This is a genomic window from Synechococcus sp. CS-197 (genome assembly GCF_025128215.1).
GTDB lineage: Bacteria > Cyanobacteriota > Cyanobacteriia > PCC-6307 > Cyanobiaceae > Synechococcus_C.
Genome location: NZ_JAHLZC010000020.1, coordinates 140,753 through 160,234, shown reverse-complemented (window position 1 = coordinate 160,234; position 19,482 = coordinate 140,753). Strand labels below are relative to the sequence as shown.

Annotated in this window: 24 protein-coding genes; 11 read left to right on the top strand and 13 right to left on the bottom strand. The window is 58.3% G+C overall.

The genetic code is table 11. From position 1 onward, the window contains the following. Positions 1 to 31: 31 nt before the first annotated feature. Genes KQ296_RS09785 through KQ296_RS09775 form a run of 3 tightly spaced genes read left to right on the top strand, consistent with a single transcriptional unit; the run spans position 32 to position 1,503 of the window. Entirely contained in the window at positions 32 to 274 is a 243-nt protein-coding gene (locus tag KQ296_RS09785; RefSeq protein ID WP_011932614.1) for a hypothetical protein, read from the top strand. Between the two features lie 6 nt (positions 275 to 280). Next, positions 281 to 805, top strand: coding sequence for a DUF2808 domain-containing protein (locus KQ296_RS09780; protein ID WP_011932613.1), 525 nt, complete (start codon positions 281 to 283; stop codon positions 803 to 805). A 41-nt stretch (positions 806 to 846) separates the two neighbouring features. Next, on the top strand, positions 847 to 1,503 hold the full coding sequence (locus KQ296_RS09775; RefSeq protein ID WP_050815872.1) for a ParB-like protein: 657 nt from the start codon (positions 847 to 849) through the stop codon (positions 1,501 to 1,503). Here KQ296_RS09775 and dnaA read toward each other — a convergent pair. After that, entirely contained in the window at positions 1,500 to 2,894 is a 1,395-nt protein-coding gene (gene dnaA / locus KQ296_RS09770; protein WP_011932611.1) for a chromosomal replication initiator protein DnaA, read from the bottom strand. The genes KQ296_RS09775 and dnaA overlap by 4 nt on opposite strands. An 86-nt stretch (positions 2,895 to 2,980) precedes the next feature. Between dnaA and KQ296_RS09765 the strand changes: the two genes are divergently transcribed. From KQ296_RS09765 to KQ296_RS09755, 3 genes are read left to right on the top strand one after another with little or no spacing between them, the layout of a single operon-like run. After that, positions 2,981 to 4,135, top strand: a complete 1,155-nt coding sequence (locus KQ296_RS09765; RefSeq protein WP_011932610.1) for a trypsin-like peptidase domain-containing protein — start codon at positions 2,981 to 2,983, stop codon at positions 4,133 to 4,135. Next, a complete protein-coding gene (locus KQ296_RS09760; RefSeq protein ID WP_011932609.1) occupies positions 4,132 to 4,773 on the top strand; it encodes a TIGR04282 family arsenosugar biosynthesis glycosyltransferase in 642 nt (213 codons plus the stop codon). The genes KQ296_RS09765 and KQ296_RS09760 overlap by 4 nt, the downstream gene beginning before the upstream one ends. Further along, the gene (locus KQ296_RS09755) at positions 4,770 to 5,471 is read left to right on the top strand and encodes a TIGR04283 family arsenosugar biosynthesis glycosyltransferase (RefSeq protein ID WP_011932608.1); all 702 of its coding nucleotides are present in this window, start codon (positions 4,770 to 4,772) and stop codon (positions 5,469 to 5,471) included. The genes KQ296_RS09760 and KQ296_RS09755 overlap by 4 nt, the downstream gene beginning before the upstream one ends. Here KQ296_RS09755 and KQ296_RS09750 read toward each other — a convergent pair. Further along, complete coding sequence (locus KQ296_RS09750) at positions 5,468 to 5,971, bottom strand: GNAT family N-acetyltransferase (RefSeq protein ID WP_011932607.1); 504 nt, start codon at positions 5,969 to 5,971, stop codon at positions 5,468 to 5,470. The genes KQ296_RS09755 and KQ296_RS09750 overlap by 4 nt on opposite strands. Positions 5,972 to 6,050: 79 nt before the next feature. On the opposite strand from KQ296_RS09750, the gene KQ296_RS09745 reads away from it, so the two are divergent. Continuing rightward, the gene (locus tag KQ296_RS09745; RefSeq protein WP_011932606.1) at positions 6,051 to 6,806 is read left to right on the top strand and encodes an alpha/beta fold hydrolase; all 756 of its coding nucleotides are present in this window, start codon (positions 6,051 to 6,053) and stop codon (positions 6,804 to 6,806) included. On the opposite strand, the gene KQ296_RS09740 is transcribed toward KQ296_RS09745, so the two are convergent. Both KQ296_RS09740 and hisG read right to left on the bottom strand, forming a co-directional pair. Then, the gene (locus tag KQ296_RS09740; protein WP_011932605.1) at positions 6,779 to 8,608 is read right to left on the bottom strand and encodes an ABC transporter ATP-binding protein; all 1,830 of its coding nucleotides are present in this window, start codon (positions 8,606 to 8,608) and stop codon (positions 6,779 to 6,781) included. The two genes, KQ296_RS09745 and KQ296_RS09740, sit on opposite strands and share 28 nt — an antisense overlap. Next, positions 8,608 to 9,261: an ATP phosphoribosyltransferase gene (gene hisG, locus KQ296_RS09735; protein ID WP_011932604.1), complete on the bottom strand. Its 654-nt coding sequence runs from the start codon at positions 9,259 to 9,261 to the stop codon at positions 8,608 to 8,610. Before hisG ends, KQ296_RS09740 begins: the two co-directional genes overlap by 1 nt. A gap of 29 nt (positions 9,262 to 9,290) precedes the next feature. Here hisG and gloB point away from each other — a divergent pair, with 29 nt between their 5' ends. Then, a complete protein-coding gene (gloB, locus tag KQ296_RS09730) occupies positions 9,291 to 10,058 on the top strand; it encodes a hydroxyacylglutathione hydrolase (RefSeq protein ID WP_011932603.1) in 768 nt (255 codons plus the stop codon). Here gloB and KQ296_RS09725 read toward each other — a convergent pair. After that, on the bottom strand, positions 10,033 to 11,163 hold the full coding sequence (locus KQ296_RS09725; RefSeq protein ID WP_011932602.1) for an ABC transporter ATP-binding protein: 1,131 nt from the start codon (positions 11,161 to 11,163) through the stop codon (positions 10,033 to 10,035). The two genes, gloB and KQ296_RS09725, sit on opposite strands and share 26 nt — an antisense overlap. Here KQ296_RS09725 and KQ296_RS09720 point away from each other — a divergent pair. The 3 genes from KQ296_RS09720 to KQ296_RS09710 all read left to right on the top strand — a co-directional run bounded on the left by KQ296_RS09720 (position 11,162) and on the right by KQ296_RS09710 (position 12,431). Further along, entirely contained in the window at positions 11,162 to 11,560 is a 399-nt protein-coding gene (locus tag KQ296_RS09720; protein WP_011932601.1) for a RidA family protein, read from the top strand. The genes KQ296_RS09725 and KQ296_RS09720 overlap by 2 nt on opposite strands. 106 nt (positions 11,561 to 11,666) lie before the next feature. After that, positions 11,667 to 12,161: a hypothetical protein gene (locus KQ296_RS09715; protein ID WP_011932600.1), complete on the top strand. Its 495-nt coding sequence runs from the start codon at positions 11,667 to 11,669 to the stop codon at positions 12,159 to 12,161. Positions 12,162 to 12,203: 42 nt separating this feature from the next. Continuing rightward, entirely contained in the window at positions 12,204 to 12,431 is a 228-nt protein-coding gene (locus tag KQ296_RS09710) for a DUF3136 domain-containing protein (protein WP_011932599.1), read from the top strand. 9 nt (positions 12,432 to 12,440) lie between these two features. On the opposite strand, the gene cbbX is transcribed toward KQ296_RS09710, so the two are convergent. The 8 genes from cbbX to KQ296_RS09670 all read right to left on the bottom strand — a co-directional run bounded on the left by cbbX (position 12,441) and on the right by KQ296_RS09670 (position 19,482). Continuing rightward, entirely contained in the window at positions 12,441 to 13,364 is a 924-nt protein-coding gene (gene cbbX, locus KQ296_RS09705; RefSeq protein ID WP_011932598.1) for a CbbX protein, read from the bottom strand. Further along, positions 13,348 to 13,599 (bottom strand): 4a-hydroxytetrahydrobiopterin dehydratase, encoded by a 252-nt coding sequence (locus tag KQ296_RS09700; protein WP_011932597.1) that lies wholly within the window; start codon positions 13,597 to 13,599, stop codon positions 13,348 to 13,350. The genes cbbX and KQ296_RS09700 overlap by 17 nt, the downstream gene beginning before the upstream one ends. Positions 13,600 to 13,626: 27 nt before the next feature. Next, positions 13,627 to 14,772, bottom strand: a complete 1,146-nt coding sequence (locus KQ296_RS09695; protein WP_011932596.1) for a CO2 hydration protein — start codon at positions 14,770 to 14,772, stop codon at positions 13,627 to 13,629. Further along, positions 14,769 to 16,268, bottom strand: a complete 1,500-nt coding sequence (locus tag KQ296_RS09690; protein ID WP_011932595.1) for an NADH-quinone oxidoreductase subunit M — start codon at positions 16,266 to 16,268, stop codon at positions 14,769 to 14,771. The genes KQ296_RS09695 and KQ296_RS09690 overlap by 4 nt, the downstream gene beginning before the upstream one ends. Positions 16,269 to 16,275: 7 nt before the next feature. Further along, on the bottom strand, positions 16,276 to 18,120 hold the full coding sequence (locus KQ296_RS09685; RefSeq protein ID WP_011932594.1) for an NAD(P)H-quinone oxidoreductase subunit F: 1,845 nt from the start codon (positions 18,118 to 18,120) through the stop codon (positions 16,276 to 16,278). 81 nt (positions 18,121 to 18,201) lie between these two features. After that, positions 18,202 to 18,834 (bottom strand): BMC domain-containing protein, encoded by a 633-nt coding sequence (locus KQ296_RS12710; protein WP_041428403.1) that lies wholly within the window; start codon positions 18,832 to 18,834, stop codon positions 18,202 to 18,204. Between the two features lie 52 nt (positions 18,835 to 18,886). Next, positions 18,887 to 19,138 carry a carboxysome peptide B gene (locus KQ296_RS09675; RefSeq protein WP_011932592.1) on the bottom strand — a complete coding sequence of 84 codons (252 nt, stop codon included), beginning with the start codon at positions 19,136 to 19,138 and terminating at the stop codon, positions 18,887 to 18,889. Further along, positions 19,138 to 19,482, bottom strand: a complete 345-nt coding sequence (locus KQ296_RS09670) for a carboxysome peptide A (RefSeq protein ID WP_011932591.1) — start codon at positions 19,480 to 19,482, stop codon at positions 19,138 to 19,140. The genes KQ296_RS09675 and KQ296_RS09670 overlap by 1 nt, the downstream gene beginning before the upstream one ends.

The following is a 19,482-nucleotide window of genomic DNA, read 5'->3' as shown; positions in this document are numbered from 1 at the left end:
TCAGGGTTGTTTCATATCTGCCCTAGCCACCATGAGCTCGAAGCGTTTTCGCAGGGTCCAGCCACCGGACAACTTTCCTCTGCAGGCTGATCAGCGCCGCGAACTGGTCATGATTGTCACCAAAGACGACATGAAGCAGCGACTCAAAGAACTCGCGAAGGAAGGAAAGCGCGACGACTGCCTCGCTCTCATGCGAGAACTTGGAGACTGGCAGGGCAGCTCCAGCCCCACCGAAGTGCTGTTCGCCCCCCATCTCAGGCGAAACGAGCGCTGATCATCGATGCGACTGATCCCCTCCGTTCTGGCGACCTCGCTGATGCTGGCGCCGCTGCCCGCGCGAACGTTAGAGGTGAATGGCCAGACCAGCTTCGTGGCAGTGCCGACCAAAGCCCGACTGGTGAACTACCAGTGGTACGCCTTTGAGGGCCGTGCGATCTACTACGTGGTTCTTGAGTTTCCCCAAGGAGCCGACGCTGGACTTGGCGGCATCAGTCTTGAACAAATCCGGGGCGTTCAGCCTGCCTTTTCGTACGGGGCTGTCCCTGTGAAAGCGTTCATTGGCACGCCGCGGCGAGAGGGCCGAACCATTCCCGCTATTGCCGAGTTCAGCAATCAGGCTCGCAGCATCAACGTTCAATTCGAAGAACCTGTTTCCCCAGGCAACACAGTGACCGTTGCCTTCAAGGCGGGAACCAACCCTCCAGCAGACCTCTATACCTTCACGCTGGCAGCGATTCCTTTTGGGCCCAATCCGATTCCACAAGTGGTGGGCGTTGTGCAGCTCGATATCCTCAACGCCAACTAAGCCAATCCTGCGAATAAGCTGCTTTAGCGACAGGAGGAGGAGTGCTGCAACGTTCTCAATACGACTCCATTCCTGATCACGGCAGCGACCACGAACTCTTCGAGGTAAGGGTTAATGATCTCCAGCCCACACAGATGTGCGTCGGGCTGTCCGAAGTGTGGAGCAGACAGCAGGATTTCCAGAGCGAAAGCGCAAAAGACAGACGCCGTTATCTCCGCGGCAAACCGGTACCGCTCGTCCGCAACCGCCTGGGGCAGCTCTGGATGGTGGATCGCCACCACAGGCTGCGGGCTCTTCTCGAACTGGACCGATCCGTCACCTCCTTCGGCTATGTGATTGCAGAGCTTGACAGTGAATCCAGGGAGGCAGCGCTTGAAGCTCTGCAAGCACGGGGCTGGCTCTACCTGTTTGACGGTCGTGGCCATGGGCCGCTACCGGCTGCAGAACTTCCCCATAGCTTGCTCGGCCTTCAGGATGATCCCTACCGAAGCCTGGTTTGGAAACTGAAGAAAGAAGGAGTGATCAAACCACAGCCCCTGATTCCATACCACGAGTTCCGTTGGGGACATTGGTTGCGCACCAGGCCCCTGCCTCCTTTCAGTTCCGCCCGCTTGGGGCCAGCCTTGCCGGCAGCGCGATGCCTGGCCCGGTCGGAAGCCGCTCGCCATCTCGCCGGTTGGCGCGGTCTCGATCACTAACGCTTGCGGCGAGAATCAATTTGCAGAAGATCCTTCACCTTCTGCACCTGACTGGCCAGTTGCGGGTCACTCGATAGTTTCTTTTCGATCTGTTCGATGGCATACATCACCGTGGTGTGATCTTTGCCCCCGAAGGTGTCACCAATCCGGGGAAGGCTGAGCCCTGTTCCTTGTCGCATCAGAAACATGCCCACCTGCCGGGCCTGACTGACAGCCCGGCGGCGACTGCTGCTGCGCATGTCATCAACACTGACTCCGAACACTTCAGAGACTTTGTCGATCACCTGTTGCGGGGTCACCTCCACGCCCTGACCACTGGGATCAAGCATCGGAGCAACCGATTCAACCGTCATCGGCATGCCGGTAATGGACGCAAAAGCGACGGCCCTGGTGAGTGCACCTTCCAGCTCGCGGATGTTGGATGTGAACCGTCCGGAGATGTACTGAATGAGGTCTCTGGGCAATGCCACACGCTCCTGCTCTGCCTTCTTCTGCAGAATGGCCATGCGCGTTTCCAGGTCTGGTGCCTGGATATCGGCAATCAACCCCATGGAGAATCGCGAGATCAAACGCTCTTGAAGCCTGGGAATTTGACTGGGGGGGCGGTCACTGGCAATCACAATCTGGCGGCCTGCTTCATGGAGCGCGTTGAAGGTGTGAAAGAACTCTTCCTGCGTGTATTCCTTGCCCTCAATGAACTGAATGTCATCGACCAAAATCAAATCAGCAGCGCGATAGCGGTCACGGAACGCCTGCATTCCGTCTCGACGGATCGCAACGATCAGATCATTCGTGAAGGTTTCGGTGGAAACGTAGAAAACCCGTGCCTCAGGATCGATTTCAAGCCTGTAATGGCCGATGGCTTGCATCAGATGGGTCTTGCCAAGGCCCACACCACCGCAGATGAACAGCGGATTGAATTCGCGACCCGGTGCCTCCGCCACGGCCAGAGCCGCAGCATGGGCCATCCGGCTGTTCGGCCCCACCACAAATCGGTTGAACACGTAGCGCATGTTCAGGCCGGGGAGACGGCGCAAGGGCTTTGGAGCTGTCGTCACCGCCTCGGGCATGGGGGCCGGCGGCGCGGACTCTGCAGGCTCTGCAGGCGTCCGTGGGGTTGAGGCCTCGGCACGGGGCTCCACGTCCCGTGCCTCCACCATCACCACCACGGAACGCCCGAGGATCTCTCCGGCAACATCAGCGATCGTGCCCGCGTAGTTCTTGCGCAGCCAGTTGCACGCGAAGCTGTTGGGCGCCAGAAGGGTCAGCGTTCCGCCGGTGAAGGCGCTGCACTGCGCAGGCCTGATCCAGGTCTCGAACGTGGGCTTGCTGAGGTTGCTCTGAAGGGTCTGCTGAACCTTGCTCCAAAGTTCACTTCCCGTCAGCTCCACACCCCTCCGGCTTTGCGCTGCTGAATCTACGCACCTCCGGTCGGGCAATCCGCCTTTAATGAGGCACTGAGCACAACCCTCTCTTCATGGCTTCCGCCATCAAGCGTTCCCGCACGTCATTCCTGACCGCGCTGAGTCTTGGCCTTCTGAGCTTCGGCATCAGCAGTTGCAACGGGGCCTGGCGCCAGCGCATCGGCATTGAGAAGCAACCTGTGGCCGAACCGCTCCCGGAGGTGAGTGACGGGCCGCGTTCAGCACCGCTGAAACCCGGAGACAACGTGATCGTGGAAGCGGTGGACCGTGTGGGCCCCGCTGTGGTCCGCATCGACACCCTCAAACGGGTCGCCAGCCCGCTTGGGAATCTGTTCGGGGGCCGGGCACCGATCCAGAAGCAGGCGGGGCAGGGATCCGGCTTCATCACCCGCTCAGACGGATTGATCTTCACCAACGCCCACGTGGTGGAAGGTGCTGATCAGGTGTCGGTCACCCTTCCCGATGGCCGCAGTTTCAGTGGGCGGGTTCTCGGCGGAGATCCGCTGACGGATGTTGCAGTGGTGCGCGTTGTGGCCGACAAACTCCCCGTGGCGCCATTGGGCAATTCCAACGACCTCAAGCCCGGAGAGTGGGCAATTGCCATTGGCAACCCCCTCGGACTGAACAACACGGTGACGGCAGGAATCATCAGTGCGGTGGACCGCACCAATGCAGTGGGTGAGGGACAGCGGGTCCCTTACATCCAGACCGATGCAGCCGTGAATCCCGGCAACAGCGGTGGTCCGCTGATCAATGCCTCAGGCCAGGTGATCGGCATCAACACGGCCATCCGGCAGGCACCAGGTGCTGGATTGAGCTTCGCGATTCCGATCAATCTCGCCAAAAGGATCGCTCAGCAGATCATCAGCACGGGGCAGGCGTCCCATCCCTTTATCGGCGTGAGGCTGCAAAGCCTCACGCCTCAGCTTGCCAAAGAGATCAATGCCACCATCGATCTGTGCAAGGTGCCTGAACTCAACGGCGTGCTTGTGATCGAAGTTGTGGAGAACAGCCCCGCAGCGGAAGCGGGAATCAAGCCCTGCGATCTGATCCGCGACGTGAACGGCACTGAGGTAAAGGACCCATCACAGGTGCAGCTGGCTGTCGACCGTGGTCGCGTCGGGGAGGCGATGCCAATCGTGGTGGAGAGAGACGGCGAACGCCTCACGCTCAACGTCACCCCCGAAGAACTCCCTCGACAGCAATGAGCCTTGAGGTTGATGCCGCTGGCCTGCCCACGCTGGTCGTGATGACCCGCTGGCCTGCCAGCGGGCGCTGCAAGCGCCGACTGGCCCAAACCCTTGGGGATGATTCCGCCGCAAGGATTCAAAGCCGTTTGATCAGTCATACGCTGGCCGTGGCCGCGAGCCTTGCTCAGGGCGGGGTACTGGAGGCGCGAATCGCTGTCAGCGGAGCGGGCCCAAAAGCTTGTCGGCGTTGGCTGGCTCCGCAACCGGGCGTGTCCATCAACGCCCAGAGTCGTGGTGGCTTGGGCAACCGCCTCTGTCACGAAGTGCTCAGAGCGCGGAGCAGCCGACCCGCCTCTCCGGTGATCCTGATCGGTACCGATCTGCCCGACCTTCATCAGCAGGACCTTCTGATCGCCATCGACAAACTGACGTGTTCTCCCTTGGTGCTGGGACCGTCCCGTGATGGGGGGTACTGGCTTCTGGGGCTCGCTGCAGAGGAGGATCCTCACTGGGCCTTTCACTCCATCCCCTGGGGAACGGATGCGGTCTGCAGGCTGACCGTTGAAAGGGCGCGGCATCGGGGGATCACACCTGAGCTGCTGAGTTGGCGCAATGACATCGATACAGTCGACGACCTGCAGGATTGGCTGGCATGACCTTGGCGATCCCATCGCTGAGTGTGGTGATTCCTTGCCTGAATGAGAGTGAGCGATTGCCGTTGTTGCTGGCAGATCTTCAGCTCGGAAGCCACGATCACGAACTGGTGATCGCCGATGGGGGCAGCATCGATGGCAGCCCAGTCATCGCCAGGCTTAGCGGAGCCCATGTGATCACCGTTGAGCCTGCCGGTCGAGGGCGTCAGCTTGCGGCAGGCGCCCGGCGGGCGTCCGGACGCTGGTTGCTGTTTCTCCATGCCGACAGTCGGCTGCCGAAGACCTGGGCCGAACGCATCCGCTCGATTCTTCTCGCACCGCAGGCAGCAGCATCCGCCTGGTATTTCGATCTCCACATCCACCCTGGAACCCCGATGCGGCATTTGCTGGCCCAGGCGGTCGCCCTGCGCAGCCGATGGCTGCAAAGGCCTTACGGAGACCAGGGACTTCTCATTCACCAGACTCTTTATGAGAGCTGCGGGGGATTCGCGCCTGTCCCGTTGATGGAAGACCTCGACCTTGTGGAACGACTGAGTGCCGTCAGCACCCTTCGCCCTCTGAGACTCCCTTTGACCACCGACGGGCGTCGCTGGGACCGTTGCGGTGTGCTTCAGCGCAGCTTGCAGAACTTCAAGCTCAAGCGCCGATGGAAGCAGGGTGTGGCCCTGGAAACACTGGCCCGCGAGTACTACGCGTCTTAGTTGGCGTACCAGAAGCCGCAACGATGGCCGCCGGGCTCCAGGTCCCACCCCAGCCGTTGGTAAAACGGCAAAACCCCGGGATCAGCGAACAAAGTGGCGCGCTCAGTCCCTAAAGCGCGCAAACAATCAAGGATGTAATCCATGAGTTGCTTGCCGAGACCTGCCCCCTGATAGAGGGGATGCACGGCCACATCCCAGATCGTGGCCTCGAGCACCCCATCGCCGGTGCAGCGCGCAAAACCAACCAACCGGGGGATGCGCGCGTCATGCCGCCAAAGACCAACCCGCAGAAGGCTGTGATCCAGGGCCTTGCGAACTCTGCGCACCGGGCGACGGCTCCAACCCACCGCCTCCAGCAGCTGTTCCAGCTCCACCAAATCGAAAGCCCGGTGCTGACTGAACACCAGGGTGAGCTGCTCGTTGGGGGACGTGCACAGCTTGGCCTGCTCGCCATACATGGCCTGCAGGAGTTCTGGTGTGAGGGAGGAACCGCTGATCACCTGCCAGTGCTTCGTTGGAGTGATCTTGTCGCACCATAGGCCGAGAACACGGCAGGCTGGTCGGGCCTCTGATGCTGTGATGAACGACGCTCCCCTCCTGATCGCCGTGCATGGCTGGATGCTGAGCCGACGGGTTTGGGAACCCTTTGTGCAGAGGTGGGAACAGAGGGGAATCCCTGTCCGCTTGTGGTGCCCTGACCTGCCGGGCTTCGGAGAGCGGAGCCGCCCTAAGGCTCTTCTGCCAACTCTGGCTGCCTACGGACGCTGGTTGGCTGCACAGGCACAGGAGCGAGCAGGAGGTCGGCCCTTCATCCTCATGGGTCATTCCCTCGGAGGAAGCGTTGTGCTGCACGCGGAAGCGGAACTGCGCGGGAATGCCACCCCAGGCTTGCAAGGTCTGGTTTGTGTGGCAGCCGGAGGAGGCATTTATCAGCCCAAACCGTTCCGGCAACTGCGCGCGATCGGCCGGCGCGTGGTTGAGCTGCGACCGGAGGTCCTGCAAAGGCTTCCTCCCCCTCTCGGACACTTGGGTCCGGTGCGTGCCGAGGGTCGTGCGGCCCGTGGCCTGCTTGTGAACAGCACCAGCAGAGCCGCTGTACGCCAGCTGCCGGAGATGGTGACGCAGCTATCCGTAAACAGCCTCTGGATCAGTGGGGAGCGCGACAAGGTCATGGAACCTGGGTATGTCCGCCACCTGGCCGGATACAGCCCTGCTCACGAGTACCGAGAAATTGCCAACTGCGGGCATCTGCCGATGCAGGAGCAACCAGACATGTTGTGCAACGAGATTGAAACTTGGCTGATTGCTCAGAGCCTGGCCAAACCACGCTCCTGAAGTTCAGCCAGTTCGGCGTACAAGCCACCCTGAGCCCGAAGCTGGAGATGGCTTCCCTGCTCCACCAGGCGACCACGACGCAGCACCAGAATTCGATCGGCGGCCTCCACGGTGGCCAAACGGTGCGCAATCACCACAGCTGTGCGTCGTTCCAGCAGCCGATCCAGATCCCGTTGCAACGTGGCTTCCGTGGAAGGGTCGAGGAACGCAGTGGCTTCATCCATCACCAACACGGTTGGATTGCGAATGGCCACCCGGGCCACAGCCAACAGCTGCCTCTCTCCCGAACTGAGATTTCCTCCCCGTTCCCGCAGTTCAGTGTCGAGTCCCTCCGGCAGACGCTGAAGGAGGCCACCGAGACCGAGATCCCTGCAGATCTCTTCCAGCTTCTGCTCGTTGATGACCTGATCGAGGCGCAGATTGTCGGCGATGCTGCCGCTGAAGAGAAATGTGTCTTGAAGAACCACACCGAGCTGATGGCGCAACTCAGACAGCGACAAGGTGCGGATGTCTTGACCATCGAGAAGGATTCTCCCCTGTTGGGGCTCGTACAGGCGGCAGAGCAACCGGATCACGGTGGTCTTCCCGGAACCGGTCGGACCGACCAACGCCACATGCTCGCCCGGTGCAATGCGGAAACTGAGGTCCTCGATGATCGGCTCGTCAGGGCGATAGGCGAAATGCACGTTTTCGAACACCACTTCCCCCCGAGGCGCCCGGATGAGTTGAAGGGGTTGGGTGGGGGTGGAGGGCTGCGTGCCAGCGGTGGTCATGGGTTGCGTCTGGATCTCGAGGGGCTCCTCGAGCAACTCACCAATGCGCTCCACCGCCGTCAGCCCACCCTGGATCTGCGTGAAGCGTTCCGCCATCTGGCGAAGAGGATCAAACAAACGTTGTGAATAGAGGATGAATGTGGTGAGCGTGCCTAATCCCATCGCTCCTGCTGTCACCATCCATCCACCCAGTGCCAGAACGATCGCGACGGCACCGAGCGACACCCATTCCAGAAAGGCGGAAATGCTGCTGTCGTAGAAGATCGTTCCATTCACGGCCCTTCGGTAAGCCAGACCAGTGGTCTCAAACCGGACACCGTTAAAGGCTTCCCGCCTGTACATCTGAACCACTTCCAATCCCTGAAGATTTTCCTGGAAGTCAGCATTGAGCTGGGAGAGCTCTTCTCGAACCCTGTAATTCGCCTTCCGATAGCGACGCTGCAGCCAGAGGATGAACAAAGTGACCGGAACTTGCGTCACGAGCAGAAGCAAGCCGAGGCGCCACTCAATCAGCAGCATGGAGATGGCAATCACCGTGAGGGACACCAGATCGCCGAGCACACCCACAGCTCCACTGCCGAACACTTCAGCCAGAGCGTCCACATCACTGGTCAGCCTGGTGAGAAGCTTGCCCACGGGCATGCGGTCATGGAACCGGAGCGAAAGATCCATGGCATGCGCAAACAAATCACGCCGGATCCGTGCCGTAAGACGCTGCCCCACGGTTTGAATATTGAACGATTGATATCCCTGCAGAGCTAAACGCAGCAGAACAGACAAAAACAGGGTGCCGATGATCAGGCGAATGGCCATCGTGCTGTCGAGGCTTTGAAGAGCAGGAAGAACCGACTCATTCGTGGCTCCGGCCACACTGCGCAGAACTGAAATGGCCTGACCCACCAGGAGAGGCTGGATCGCTCCAGCCAATGCCAAGGGAACCAATAACGTCAGCGTCAGCAGAAGGCGGCGACGATCACGACCCAAATAACGCCCCAAACGGCGGATTCGCTGCAGATCTGATCCAGCCATCAGTTCACACCCACCGCATCATGCGGCGAGCGCTGCATCACATCGATGATGCTTTGAAGCTCGCCTTGATCGAGTCGCAGAGCAAGCGGATGGCCGACAAGGCGAGCTGTCGTGTGAAAAAGATCCTCGATGGCCACCAAACCGTTGTCACGCAGGGTGCGACCGGTGGCCACGAGGTCGACAATGGCTTCAGCAATTCCCGTGATCGGTCCGAGCTCCACAGAACCTGTGAGATGCACCAGTTCCACAGGAAGATCGATGGAATCGAAATACTGACGTGCACAACGGGTGAACTTGCTGGCCACCCTGCAGTGCGGAGGGAGATCAGTGGCTCTGGTGTAACCGCTGGTGTTCTTCACAGCCACAGACATCCTGCAACCTCCGAAACCCAGATCCACGAGATGGGCCACGGGCATTTGATGTTCACGCAGCACGTCGTAGCCGACGATTCCAAGCTGGGCTTGTCCGTAAGCCACGTACACAGGCACATCTCCATTACGCACGAGCAGAGCCCGGGCCCGTCCGCAGGTGGAGGGAACCATCAATTGACGATTATCCGGATCAAGCACCGCTGAAAAATCCAGACCGGCTGCTTGGAAGCGCTCAACGGATTCCCGCAACAGCGCGCCCTTGGCCAGTGCAACGGTGATCATGGACGTGAGCAATCCATTGGACTTTAACGATGAGCCTGACGCTGGAGAGGGGAGCGATCGCGCCTTTGCCTGTCCTGCAGGACAACATCATCTGGATTTGGTCTTGTGGATCCGAAGCGGTGGTGGTGGATCCCGCTGTTGCCGAGCCAGTGATCGAGGCACTTCAGCAGAAGGGACTGACACTGATCGCAGTGCTCCAAACCCACCATCACGCCGATCACATCGGCGGCACGCCCGACCTTCTTCGTCAATGGCCCGACGCCGCGGTGATCGCCTCAGGACAGGATCGAGGCAGGATCCCTTTCCAGACCCAACCGGTGGCTGCCGGCACACGCTTCACTCTGCTTGGTGTGCCTGTAGACGTCATCGACGTGCGTGCGCACACCAGTGCTCATCTCGCCTTTTTCCTTCCTGAGGGCTGTTCGCCAGGCGGACACCCCCCTGCGCTCTTCTGCGGCGACACCCTGTTCAGTGGGGGATGCGGACGCCTGTTTGAGGGCACACCCGACGACATGCATCGGGCCTTGCAGACACTCGCCACCCTGCCTGAGTCCACGCGCATTTACTGCGCCCACGAGTACACCGAGGGCAATCTCCGCTGGGCCCATGCACTGCAACCTGAAGACCGAGCGATCAAGGCACGACTCGAAGACGTCATTGCGCTGAGAACGCAACACAAACTCACGATTCCGAGCACGCTTGCGGAGGAGCATCGGTCGAACCTCTTTCTTCGCGCACAATCTGCGGCTGAACTCGGTCGATTACGCCAGCTCAAAGACGATTGGAAAGGCTTCTGAGAACCTTGCGTTGCGGGTGCAGCAGCACGGTCACCCCCTCTTGAAGCTGCAACCGACAGCGCAGTCCCCGTTCGTAATCGTCGGAGAGAGGTCTGAGAAGGCGAAGCTGACGCTCACCGCTCTGCACTCTGTAAAGCCAGCCATGGCCGAGGAATTCCCGGCCCATCACGCAGTCCTCACCGGAAGGATCAGGGTGCAATCCAATCGCTTCCGGCGCAACGAGAACGGTGGCATCGGAGGGCAGCTCCCCCTCACGAAATCCTTCGGGATCGTCCAGATCACCGAGAGGGCAGCGCAGACAACCCGCTGAGGTCTCAGCCCAAACCGGCAGCACATTGCTCTGCAACACAAAGCGACCGACGAAGGGAGTGGCCGGTGATTCCACAAGGTCTCTTGGGCTGGCGCACTGATGCAACGCCCCATCGCGCAGAACAGCCACGCGATGACAGATCGCCAGTGCCTCTTCGGGGTCATGGGTCACCAGCACTCCGCTGGCACCACAAGCACTGAGAACGGCTGGAAGTTCACTGCGCAGGCGCAACCTCACCTCCACATCAAGGTTGGAGAAAGGCTCATCAAGGAGCACCACCGATGGGGCTGGTGCCAGAGCCCGTGCCAAGGCCAGGCGCTGTCGCTGTCCTCCTGACAGCTCATGGGGATAGCGCTGCTGAAGCCGCTCGAGGCCGAGCAATTCCAGAAGCCAGCTGGCCCGGCTGGTGTCCTGACCACGGCGTAGGCCAAAGCAGGTGTTCTCCCAGGCATTGAGATGCGGGAACAAGGCATAGTCCTGAAACACCATGCCCACACCGCGCCGCTCTGGCGCCAGGGATCGCCCAGGGGTCGCCACCTCGCGGCCGTGGAGGCGCACAGCCCCTCGGGTAGGGGTCTCAAAACCGGCGATCAGCCGCAACAAGGTGGTCTTGCCACAACCGGATGGCCCCAACAAGCCCACCAACTCTCCGTTGTGAAGCTTGAGATCAATCCCCTGCAGAGTCCAATCATCAACGGATTCGTTGTAGCGATGCCAGAGGCCATCGATCTGGACGGGCAACGCCCCCATCGGCATGAAACGCGAAGATGCCATTTCATTGTGAAGCTCGACCATGTCCGCAGCGCCGCTTCAGGCCGTGATCACCGACCAGGCTCCGGCTCCAGTGGGTCCCTACAACCAAGCCGTGCAAGCCAATGGTTGGCTTTATTGCTCAGGGCAGATTCCTCTCGACCCCGCTACCGGCGAGATGGTGGGCGGGGGCGATGTGGAAGCGGAAACGCGCCAGGTGCTGAAAAATCTTGAAGCTGTCCTACAGGCAGCCGGCACCACACCATCGCGGGTGGTGCGCACAACGGTTTACCTGGTGGATCTGAACGATTTTCAAGCGGTGAATGCGATCTATGGCGAATGCTTCGGCGAGGGAGTGAGTCCTGCCAGAGCCTGCGTTCAGGTGGCTGCATTGCCGAAGGGATCACGGGTTGAGATCGATTGCATTGCCTACGTGGGCTGAACGGCATCACGCCCCGACCGATGCGGATCTCCCCATGAAGTGTGGGGGCGAACGGCCGACAGCTGTGGGCGTTCCTTAAGTCGATCGACATCGATCCAGACCGACTATGAACGCCTTACTGCATCCATCAGAACAAGCCGATCCACAAGCGCCTGAGCGTTTGATCCCTTGGCTGCAAGCGCGCGAGGAAGCGACCCGATCACTTGTGGATCACGGCTGGCAGCGTCTGTATTCAGCACTCACCCCCCACCGAGCCAGCGTCACCCTGCTCGATCCCAGTGAAAGCTTGCAAATCAGCCTGCAGATTCCTCTCGAGCAAGGGGAGAACGTTGGAGCTGACTGGGATCTCTGGATCGAAGCCTGCAACCGTCAACTGAGCCTCCCACTGCGACTCTGGCTGGAGGAACAAGGCGTTGAGCGGATGACGTTATGCCGGTTGAGCGGTACGAGCGACCCTTCGATGGCGCAACCCCTCGACCTCAAGGCCATGCTGCAGGTGGCTCGCTGGTTGCAGGATCCGATTGCAACCATCGAAGCGATCGCCGAGGCGCACGGCAGCCAACTGGCGCTTCACCTCGCCGGCCTTGGACCCAACAGCTGACCGACGGTTTCATAGGTTGAGGGTTGCACCCGAGCAACCCTCATGCCCCAGGCAAAGCTGACCATCGGCGAACTGGAAGCGGGTTACCCCTTGTACTGCAAGGCTTTACGAAGACTCCTGAAGGAAGGGCGCGAAGTGAAAGAGATCGAGAGGACGGTGTGTTGGGGACACCTTGAGACCCTCAACCGCTGCCTTCCAGGCCGCTACAAGGCGCCTTCGTACCTCATGGCATTAATCAGGCGTGATCTCGAGCAGGCCAGCGCCACCTGACTGGGCTCCTCAAGACAACGTGGGCGACTCCGTGAGGGGAATGGAGGGATCCGCTCCCTCCACCACGCCCTGAAAAACACGGCTGGACAAAACATCGCCAGCTTCAATCGTGACAAGGTCCGTCCGTTGAACAGGGGTGTGCATCTGCGAGAAGAGGCGATTGGCTTGCCTCAGGCGTAGGCGATCCACTGCGTTGCGCATGGATCGGGCATTCGCGAAAAAAGGCAGCTGACGACGCCTGGCGATGTAAGCCCGAAAGGCATCGACGGCATCAGCACTGAATTCATAGTTCTGCTGATGAAGCAGCAAGGTGGTGATTTGCAGCAACTCAGACTCGGTGTAGTCCGGAAAATCAATATGGTGCGCTACACGGGACGACAAACCGGGATTGGATAAATAAAAATCATCCATTTTATCTTTATAGCCAGCAAAAATCACCACAAAATCATTGCGCTGAGACTCCATCTCCTGCAAGAGAATTTCAATCGCTTCACCCCCGTAATCCCGCTCATTGCCAGGCTTGTAAAGGTAATAAGCCTCGTCAATAAAAAGAACACCTCCATGGGCTCTCTTGATCATCTCTTTTGTTTTAGGCGCTGTATGGCCAACGTATTGCCCCACCAAATCATCACGCGTGACAGTCACGACATGCCCTTTCCTGAGATAACCCAAACGATGCAGGATCAATGACATGCGAAGAGCCACCGTTGTTTTGCCAGTGCCCGGCTGCCCGGTGAAGGACATGTGCAGACTGGGGGCGGTGCTCACAAGGTCGAGTTGACGTCGAGCCTGATCAACAAGCAAAAGTGCGGCGATCTCACGAATGCGGGTCTTAACCGGACGTAGACCGATCAACTCCTCGTCAAGACCCTGCAGCACATCGGCGACACCGGAAGACTCAAAAGAAGCTGCGAGATCAATCAATGAGCTCATCGATGTGTTGGGCGAATGTATGGTCATCAGCTGTCAATGCTGCATCAACATCGTCACTCGCAGGACGCAGGGTTACGTTCACATAGGTTTTGCCGAAACTGAGATCGGGGAAACGATCTTGAGCTTCACTCAAATGACCAAGCCGATCAAGAAAATCCCTTGTGTCGCCGTAGGTTGAGAACTCGAAGCGCTTCTCCAAACAAACCGGACGCTGACGCTCGCTCCACTGATCCATCCCAGTATCAAACCAACTGGGAGAAAGCTAAAGGAGAGCCCCTCGCTGGCATCCCATCAAACGACCGGCCCAGGCCTCTGCATAGGCCCTGTTCGCCTCCTGGTGACTGGGATCTTCACTATCAAGAGGATGGGGCATGGTGCCTGCAATGGCTGCGTTCGTGACGCAGAACATGGATTTCTGAAAACTCACACAGATCTGCACATGCACGTCAGCATCGGAGCGGCCATGGGATTCGTACCAGGAACTCAGCTCGTCAGGAAGATTGCGGAACATGTCCTGCATGCAAAGGCTTGGCGGAATGCCAGCACCCATGCTGGGAACGGGGTCGGCGTACAACGCGCCGTATTTGAATTGACTTTGATCAGGGGAAATCTGACGCGCTTGTGCGTTGTAGGAAACCGTTCCAAGAAAAGGCATGCCACGAAAAAAGACAGCCTCCACATAAGGGACCGCCACATCCACAAGGAACGTCAGCCCTGCTTTTGGAGGCAGAAGCCACACAGACTCTTTCCCTAGAGTCACTTCATAGGTGATTGGGTTTCCGGCTGCAGCAACAAGTCCATCGCGGATGTGATGCACAACATCGAGAACACAGGCAACTTCGCCGATTCGATAGCGACGGGCAAGATCAATAAACACATCACTCATGACCCGCCAGAACAGGCCAAGGGCATAAATCGTTGTCATTGAACGGATCGCTTCTGGCGCGAATCCTGGATAAAGAGCATTCACAAGTCGCAGCAGAGGATCGCGACGACTGCGCAAACGAATTACCTGTTGACAGGCATTCTCAAATTCATCCGTATCGAAATAGGCATCCATTCCACCGGTGCCGTGCCAAAACATTGCTTTTTGGCAATATTCAGCGTATTCAAAATTAATGCGGTCTCCAAGAAGATGCTCCCAAAGACGCTCAACAGAAAAACCTTCGTGGAAAAACCGCATCACAGGGAAAGGATTCAGAAGCTGAGTCTTTCCCTGGTGAATCAGATTGCGACTATAAGCATCAAGAACAAGGCCATAACTCTCCAGCACATTGACCACCTGCAGCAAGTGATCTGAGGTGTCAGCAAGAAGAGGACTATCGGACAACAGACGGCGAACGAGCTCGTCCTGCTCAGGAAGGCCCTGGGCCGCATTTTGGAGCAACGGCTGAACTGTGGTGGTCATGCGAGTCCTCCAGAAGGGACCAGCGCGGCAAGTTCGCTGAGCTGGGTGGTGGCTGCCTGGCTCAGTCCCACAAGGAGATGGGGGGCCAAACCAAGGATAAGAATCAGCACGGACATCGACAGACCAGGGATCTGCTGCCCGAAGGAAACCTTACTGAGAATCGACGGATTGGGTGTGCCGCCAGAAGCCGTGGCAAGCCGCCCAAAGAAGGCGCGATTCACAAGCAGAAGGAAGTAAACGGCAGTGAGACCAGAACCAATCATCGACAGCAGAGTCGCCAGAGGGAAAGGCTCGAAACTTCCCTTGAAGATCAAAAACTCAGAGATGAAGCCTGCCATTCCAGGAATCCCCGCACTGGCCATCACGCCAATAATCATGAGTGTCCCTGTAAGGGGCAAGCCTCTCTGTGGGTTCAACAGCCCTCGAAGAACATTGAGATCGCGAGTTCCCGTTCGTTCATAAACAACCCCAACCGCCAGAAACAACACAGCAGAGATCAGGCCATGACTCACCATCTGGAAAAGAGCACCCATGATGGCCATGGGTGTTGCTGCAGCGGCCGCAAGCAACACATACCCCATGTGTCCAACAGAGCTATAAGCCACCATGCGTTTCATATCTGTTTGCGCAATCGCAGCGAGAGATCCGTACAACACCGAGATCGCTGCCCAGCCCGCGAGCCATGGGGCTGCATACGACCAAGCTTCGGGGAAGAGCCCCAGACAGAAACGCAGGAGGCCGTAGGTGCCCAACTTGAGGAGGACCCCTGCGAGCAACACAGAAACAGGGGTTGATGCCTCGGTGTGAGCGTCAGGCAGCCAGGTGTGAAAAGGAAACAGCGGGATCTTGATGCCAAACCCGATCAAGAGCGCACCCATCAGAACGAGCTGCGTCACGAGGCTCATCTGGCCAGCAAGGATGGGGCTGACGCCAAAATCTGCCGTCCCTGTGACCAAGGCGATGCCCAGGAAAGCGCCAAGAATCAAGACTCCTGAAACAGCTGTGATAATCAGGAACTTGGTTGAGGCATAGGCTCGATTCGCACCTCCCCAGATAGCGATCAGGAGCCACAAAGGAATCAATTCCAGCTCGTAAAAGATAAAGAACAGCAGTAAATTTTGCGCCAGGAACGCTCCATTAACAGCACCACTGATCACCAAAATCAAAGAAAAATAAAGCCTGGAACGATTCTCTACAGAACGCGATGCCAAAGCGGCAACCAAACAGAGAACCGCATTCATCAACACCAGGGGTAAAGACAGTCCATCCACACCAAGGCTGAAATCAAGACCGACCACTGGGAGCCAAGGCACACTGTCAACAAGCTGCTGACCAGTCTCTGATGCCTGGAAGGGAATCAATAAGGCAAAGCTAACGACACACTGAACAGCAAGGGTGAGGAGCGCGAGAGACCGGTTCCTCCCGGACTCATCAGACGGGAGAACACTGATCACCAGCGCTCCGAGAAATGGAATTAAAAGAAGAATCGTCAGCATGGCACCCTCAGTTCAAAATCCAACTCAAAGAAGACAAGAGAATCACGATCGCCGCAATCACGGTGAGTACATACGATTGCGTCTGACCACTGATGCTCAGTTTGAGTCCTTCAGCTGACTGGAGGGAGAATCTAGCCAAGCCGTGAAGGATTCCATCAACAACATTGCGATCAAACCAACCAGCCAAGCGCGCGAAGCTTGCCACAACATTCACGATCGTGACCCTGTAGAAGCGTTCTGTGTAGAAGTCGTTTTCGAACAAATCCTGGCACCAACGCAACAGGGGGTTGAGCGATCGAGACCATGCCTTGTTCAACGGAATCAAAGCACCAACCAGAAGACCGACCATTCCACTGATCACCACAAGCGCAGCAGCCCACCAGGGGAAAGCCAACAGCCCATCAAGAGATTCCAATCGAATGAGCAGAAGCGGGGTTAAGAGCACGATCACAGACAGCGCCACCATGGGTAGTGCCATCAACCAATTCACCTCAGCAGCTCGCCTGGTTTTTGCAAGTGACTGGCCTAAAAACACCTGCCTGAACACCCGGGTGAGATTCAGAGCCGTGAGAACATTCGTTGCCAGGAAAACAGGTACGAAAATCACTCCCCGAGCGCCAATCAACTCCACTGCCTGAGCAAGGCAGAGAAAGCCGCCCAAAGGCAACAAGCCAACGAGTCCAGCACCTCCGATCAGAAATGAACCTGTTGTCGCTGGCATACGACTGGCCAATCCACCGAGTTCGGTGATGTCTTGACAATTGGTCGAAGCAATCACTCCCCCAACGCTCATCGAGAGCAGTGCTTTCGACACCGCATGCGCATAGAGAAGAAGCAATGCCAGGACAGGAACCTGGAGGGAAATGGCAATAAAAACAAGCCCCAGGTAGGCGGTTGTGGAATACGAGAGTGTGCGCTTGATATCCACCTGAGCAATTGACACCAGCGAACCGCCAATCGCGCTGATCACGCCAATGACCTGGAGAACCACCAAAGTGACAGGTGCATTCTGGAGAAGTGGCATCACCTTCAGCAGAACGATGGCTCCGCAGGTCACCACCACGGAATTACGAAGAATGGAGGCTGGATTCGGACCCTCCATCGCCTCATCCAACCAAAGGTGCATGGGGAATTGCGCACACTTTCCAGTGGGTCCAGCAATCAGGCCCAGTCCGAGGAGAGTTGCGGAGAGTGGGAGGAGTGTCTTCTGTGCAGACCAGGTGTAAAGGTCCTCAAAGCTCGTCACACCCGACCATGCCGTGACCGCCACAACACTCATCAAAAGCAGCACATCTCCAACTCTTTTGGTTAGAAATGCATCACGTGCCGCAGTCACAACCAGTGGCTGTGCATACCAAAAACCAACGAGCAAATAAGTTGACAGAGTCAACATTTCCAACAGGAAATAACTCTGAAAGAGGGAGTCACTGAGGACGACACCAGACATGGCCCCTTCGAAAAAGCCAAGAAGCGCAAAGAACCGAGCCAAAGCCCATTCTTTGTCCATGTATCCAAGTGAATAAATCTGGGACAAGAGGCTCAAGCCAGTAATCAGCTCGAGCGCGGAGACATTGGTGAGTGAAAGGCTAAAACTGATTTCGAGATCGAGATCAGCAACTGAGAGCCAGGGCACCTGGATCAAGGCAGGCCCAGTGAGCATCACGTCCCTGAGTACCAGGCTGCCATGGACCACCGCAATCAGCGTCAACAGGATGTTGAGATACGCAGGGGGTTTGTGGGCATCCCGACGGAACCAGCCGAAAGCCCAGGGAAGTGACACGAGCATCCCGGCCAACCCGTAGAGGGGAATGAGCCAGGCGGTCTGAAGTGGCAGCGTCAGTGCTGAAGTCAAAGGCAACGAGACCGTAGCGATCTACGTAGGGCGTGTTGGCCGGGGAATCTACCCTGAAATGTTGGGGAGTGGGCCCCCGGTTCAACCCCGTCGACGCACATGGGTGGGAATCAGAGCGGGTTCAACTTCCTGGTGAGGCCTGGCGATGATATGAGCAGCCACCAGACCATCTCCAACACGCTCACAGGCGTCAGCACCCGCACGAACGGAGGCATTCACTGCACCGGTTTCTCCACGCACCATCACGGTCACATAGCCGCCCCCGACGTACTCACGACTGATCAGGGTGACTTCAGCAGCCTTCGTCATCGCATCTGCCGCTTCGATCGCAGGAACCATGCCCCGCGTTTCAATCATCCCCAAAGCGATTCCCTGCACGGGCTGAGCCGCTGGAGCAGGAGACGCCGGGCCAGGCTTCGCCACGCTGCCTCTCCCGCCGGATCCAGCGGCTGCACGGTTGCTGGTCGTGGAGCGACGGGTCGTTGTCGAGGAACGACCAGCGGAAGAACGGGAGGCCGCTGACCCACTGGATGATGAACCAGACGATGCCGCTGGAATGGTGCTTGCAGCGGGAGCTGCTGAGGCGGGAGCTGCTGAAGCGGGAGCGGCAGCAGCGGGGGCAGAGGCGGCCACCGGCTTCACATCAACAGTCTTGTTCGCAGCAGCACTGCTGCGAGTGGTGCGACGACGAGGGGAAGAAGAAGGGGTAGCCATGGAATTCGCGGTGTGGAAGCGGAACGGAAACGGAGGAGAGAGGGAAGACTCCCTATCCGTCCGGATTCCAGAAATCGATAATGCCGCCGATCGTGAGATCGGTGAGAACCTTGTTGTCCGGGCAGGCATGCCGGGCTGCGGAACCACTGGCGGTGAACACCCAGTTGCCCTCACGGGCACCCACAGGATCCACTGCCACCAATTTCTTGCCCTTGGAATTGCGCAAAACACGCAGGTGCATGTGGTCCAGTCCCGCCACGCGGAAGCTGCACACCAGTGTTCCCATCACCTGCATGATTTCCATTAGGCGCTCTGACCTCCCGAGGAATTCCCTGGAGGCGCTGATGGTGGTGCGGGCGTCGATGGCGTCGTCGGAGCTGACGGGGTTGCCGGAGACTTGGGAGGGTCTGGTTCCCAGTGGTCGATGATTCCCACAATCGTGAGATCGCTGGGATAAGACTTGCTGCCTGCAGCTTCACGAGCAGCCGAACTGCTCACGCAGATCACCCAGTCGCCTGGTTTGGCACCGACCGCATCCACCGCAACTTTCTTTGTACTGCCGTCTTGCACGACTTGAAGATGCTTGTGCTCGAAATCCGGAATCCGATTGGTGGACACGAGCGGCTTGATGACCTTGACGATCAACAT

Excerpts from the sequence above, each read along its gene's own strand:
- KQ296_RS09785 (WP_011932614.1), top strand. The coding sequence starts at position 32 with ATGAGCTCGAAGCGTTTTCGCAGGGTCCAGCCACCGGACAACTTTCCT.
- KQ296_RS09780 (WP_011932613.1), top strand. The coding sequence starts at position 281 with ATGCGACTGATCCCCTCCGTTCTGGCGACCTCGCTGATGCTGGCGCCG.
- KQ296_RS09765 (WP_011932610.1), top strand. The coding sequence starts at position 2,981 with ATGGCTTCCGCCATCAAGCGTTCCCGCACGTCATTCCTGACCGCGCTG.
- KQ296_RS09760 (WP_011932609.1), top strand. The coding sequence starts at position 4,132 with ATGAGCCTTGAGGTTGATGCCGCTGGCCTGCCCACGCTGGTCGTGATG.
- KQ296_RS09755 (WP_011932608.1), top strand. The coding sequence starts at position 4,770 with ATGACCTTGGCGATCCCATCGCTGAGTGTGGTGATTCCTTGCCTGAAT.
- KQ296_RS09745 (WP_011932606.1), top strand. The coding sequence starts at position 6,051 with ATGAACGACGCTCCCCTCCTGATCGCCGTGCATGGCTGGATGCTGAGC.
- KQ296_RS09740 (WP_011932605.1), bottom strand. The coding sequence starts at position 8,608 with ATGGCTGGATCAGATCTGCAGCGAATCCGCCGTTTGGGGCGTTATTTG.
- hisG (WP_011932604.1), bottom strand. The coding sequence starts at position 9,261 with ATGATCACCGTTGCACTGGCCAAGGGCGCGCTGTTGCGGGAATCCGTT.
- gloB (WP_011932603.1), top strand. The coding sequence starts at position 9,291 with ATGAGCCTGACGCTGGAGAGGGGAGCGATCGCGCCTTTGCCTGTCCTG.
- KQ296_RS09720 (WP_011932601.1), top strand. The coding sequence starts at position 11,162 with ATGTCCGCAGCGCCGCTTCAGGCCGTGATCACCGACCAGGCTCCGGCT.
- KQ296_RS09725 (WP_011932602.1), bottom strand. The coding sequence starts at position 11,163 with ATGGTCGAGCTTCACAATGAAATGGCATCTTCGCGTTTCATGCCGATG.
- KQ296_RS09715 (WP_011932600.1), top strand. The coding sequence starts at position 11,667 with ATGAACGCCTTACTGCATCCATCAGAACAAGCCGATCCACAAGCGCCT.
- KQ296_RS09710 (WP_011932599.1), top strand. The coding sequence starts at position 12,204 with ATGCCCCAGGCAAAGCTGACCATCGGCGAACTGGAAGCGGGTTACCCC.
- cbbX (WP_011932598.1), bottom strand. The coding sequence starts at position 13,364 with ATGAGCTCATTGATTGATCTCGCAGCTTCTTTTGAGTCTTCCGGTGTC.
- KQ296_RS09700 (WP_011932597.1), bottom strand. The coding sequence starts at position 13,599 with ATGGATCAGTGGAGCGAGCGTCAGCGTCCGGTTTGTTTGGAGAAGCGC.
- KQ296_RS09695 (WP_011932596.1), bottom strand. The coding sequence starts at position 14,772 with ATGACCACCACAGTTCAGCCGTTGCTCCAAAATGCGGCCCAGGGCCTT.
- KQ296_RS09690 (WP_011932595.1), bottom strand. The coding sequence starts at position 16,268 with ATGCTGACGATTCTTCTTTTAATTCCATTTCTCGGAGCGCTGGTGATC.
- KQ296_RS12710 (WP_041428403.1), bottom strand. The coding sequence starts at position 18,834 with ATGGCTACCCCTTCTTCTTCCCCTCGTCGTCGCACCACTCGCAGCAGT.
- KQ296_RS09675 (WP_011932592.1), bottom strand. The coding sequence starts at position 19,138 with ATGGAAATCATGCAGGTGATGGGAACACTGGTGTGCAGCTTCCGCGTG.
- KQ296_RS09670 (WP_011932591.1), bottom strand. The coding sequence starts at position 19,482 with ATGTTGATCGTCAAGGTCATCAAGCCGCTCGTGTCCACCAATCGGATT.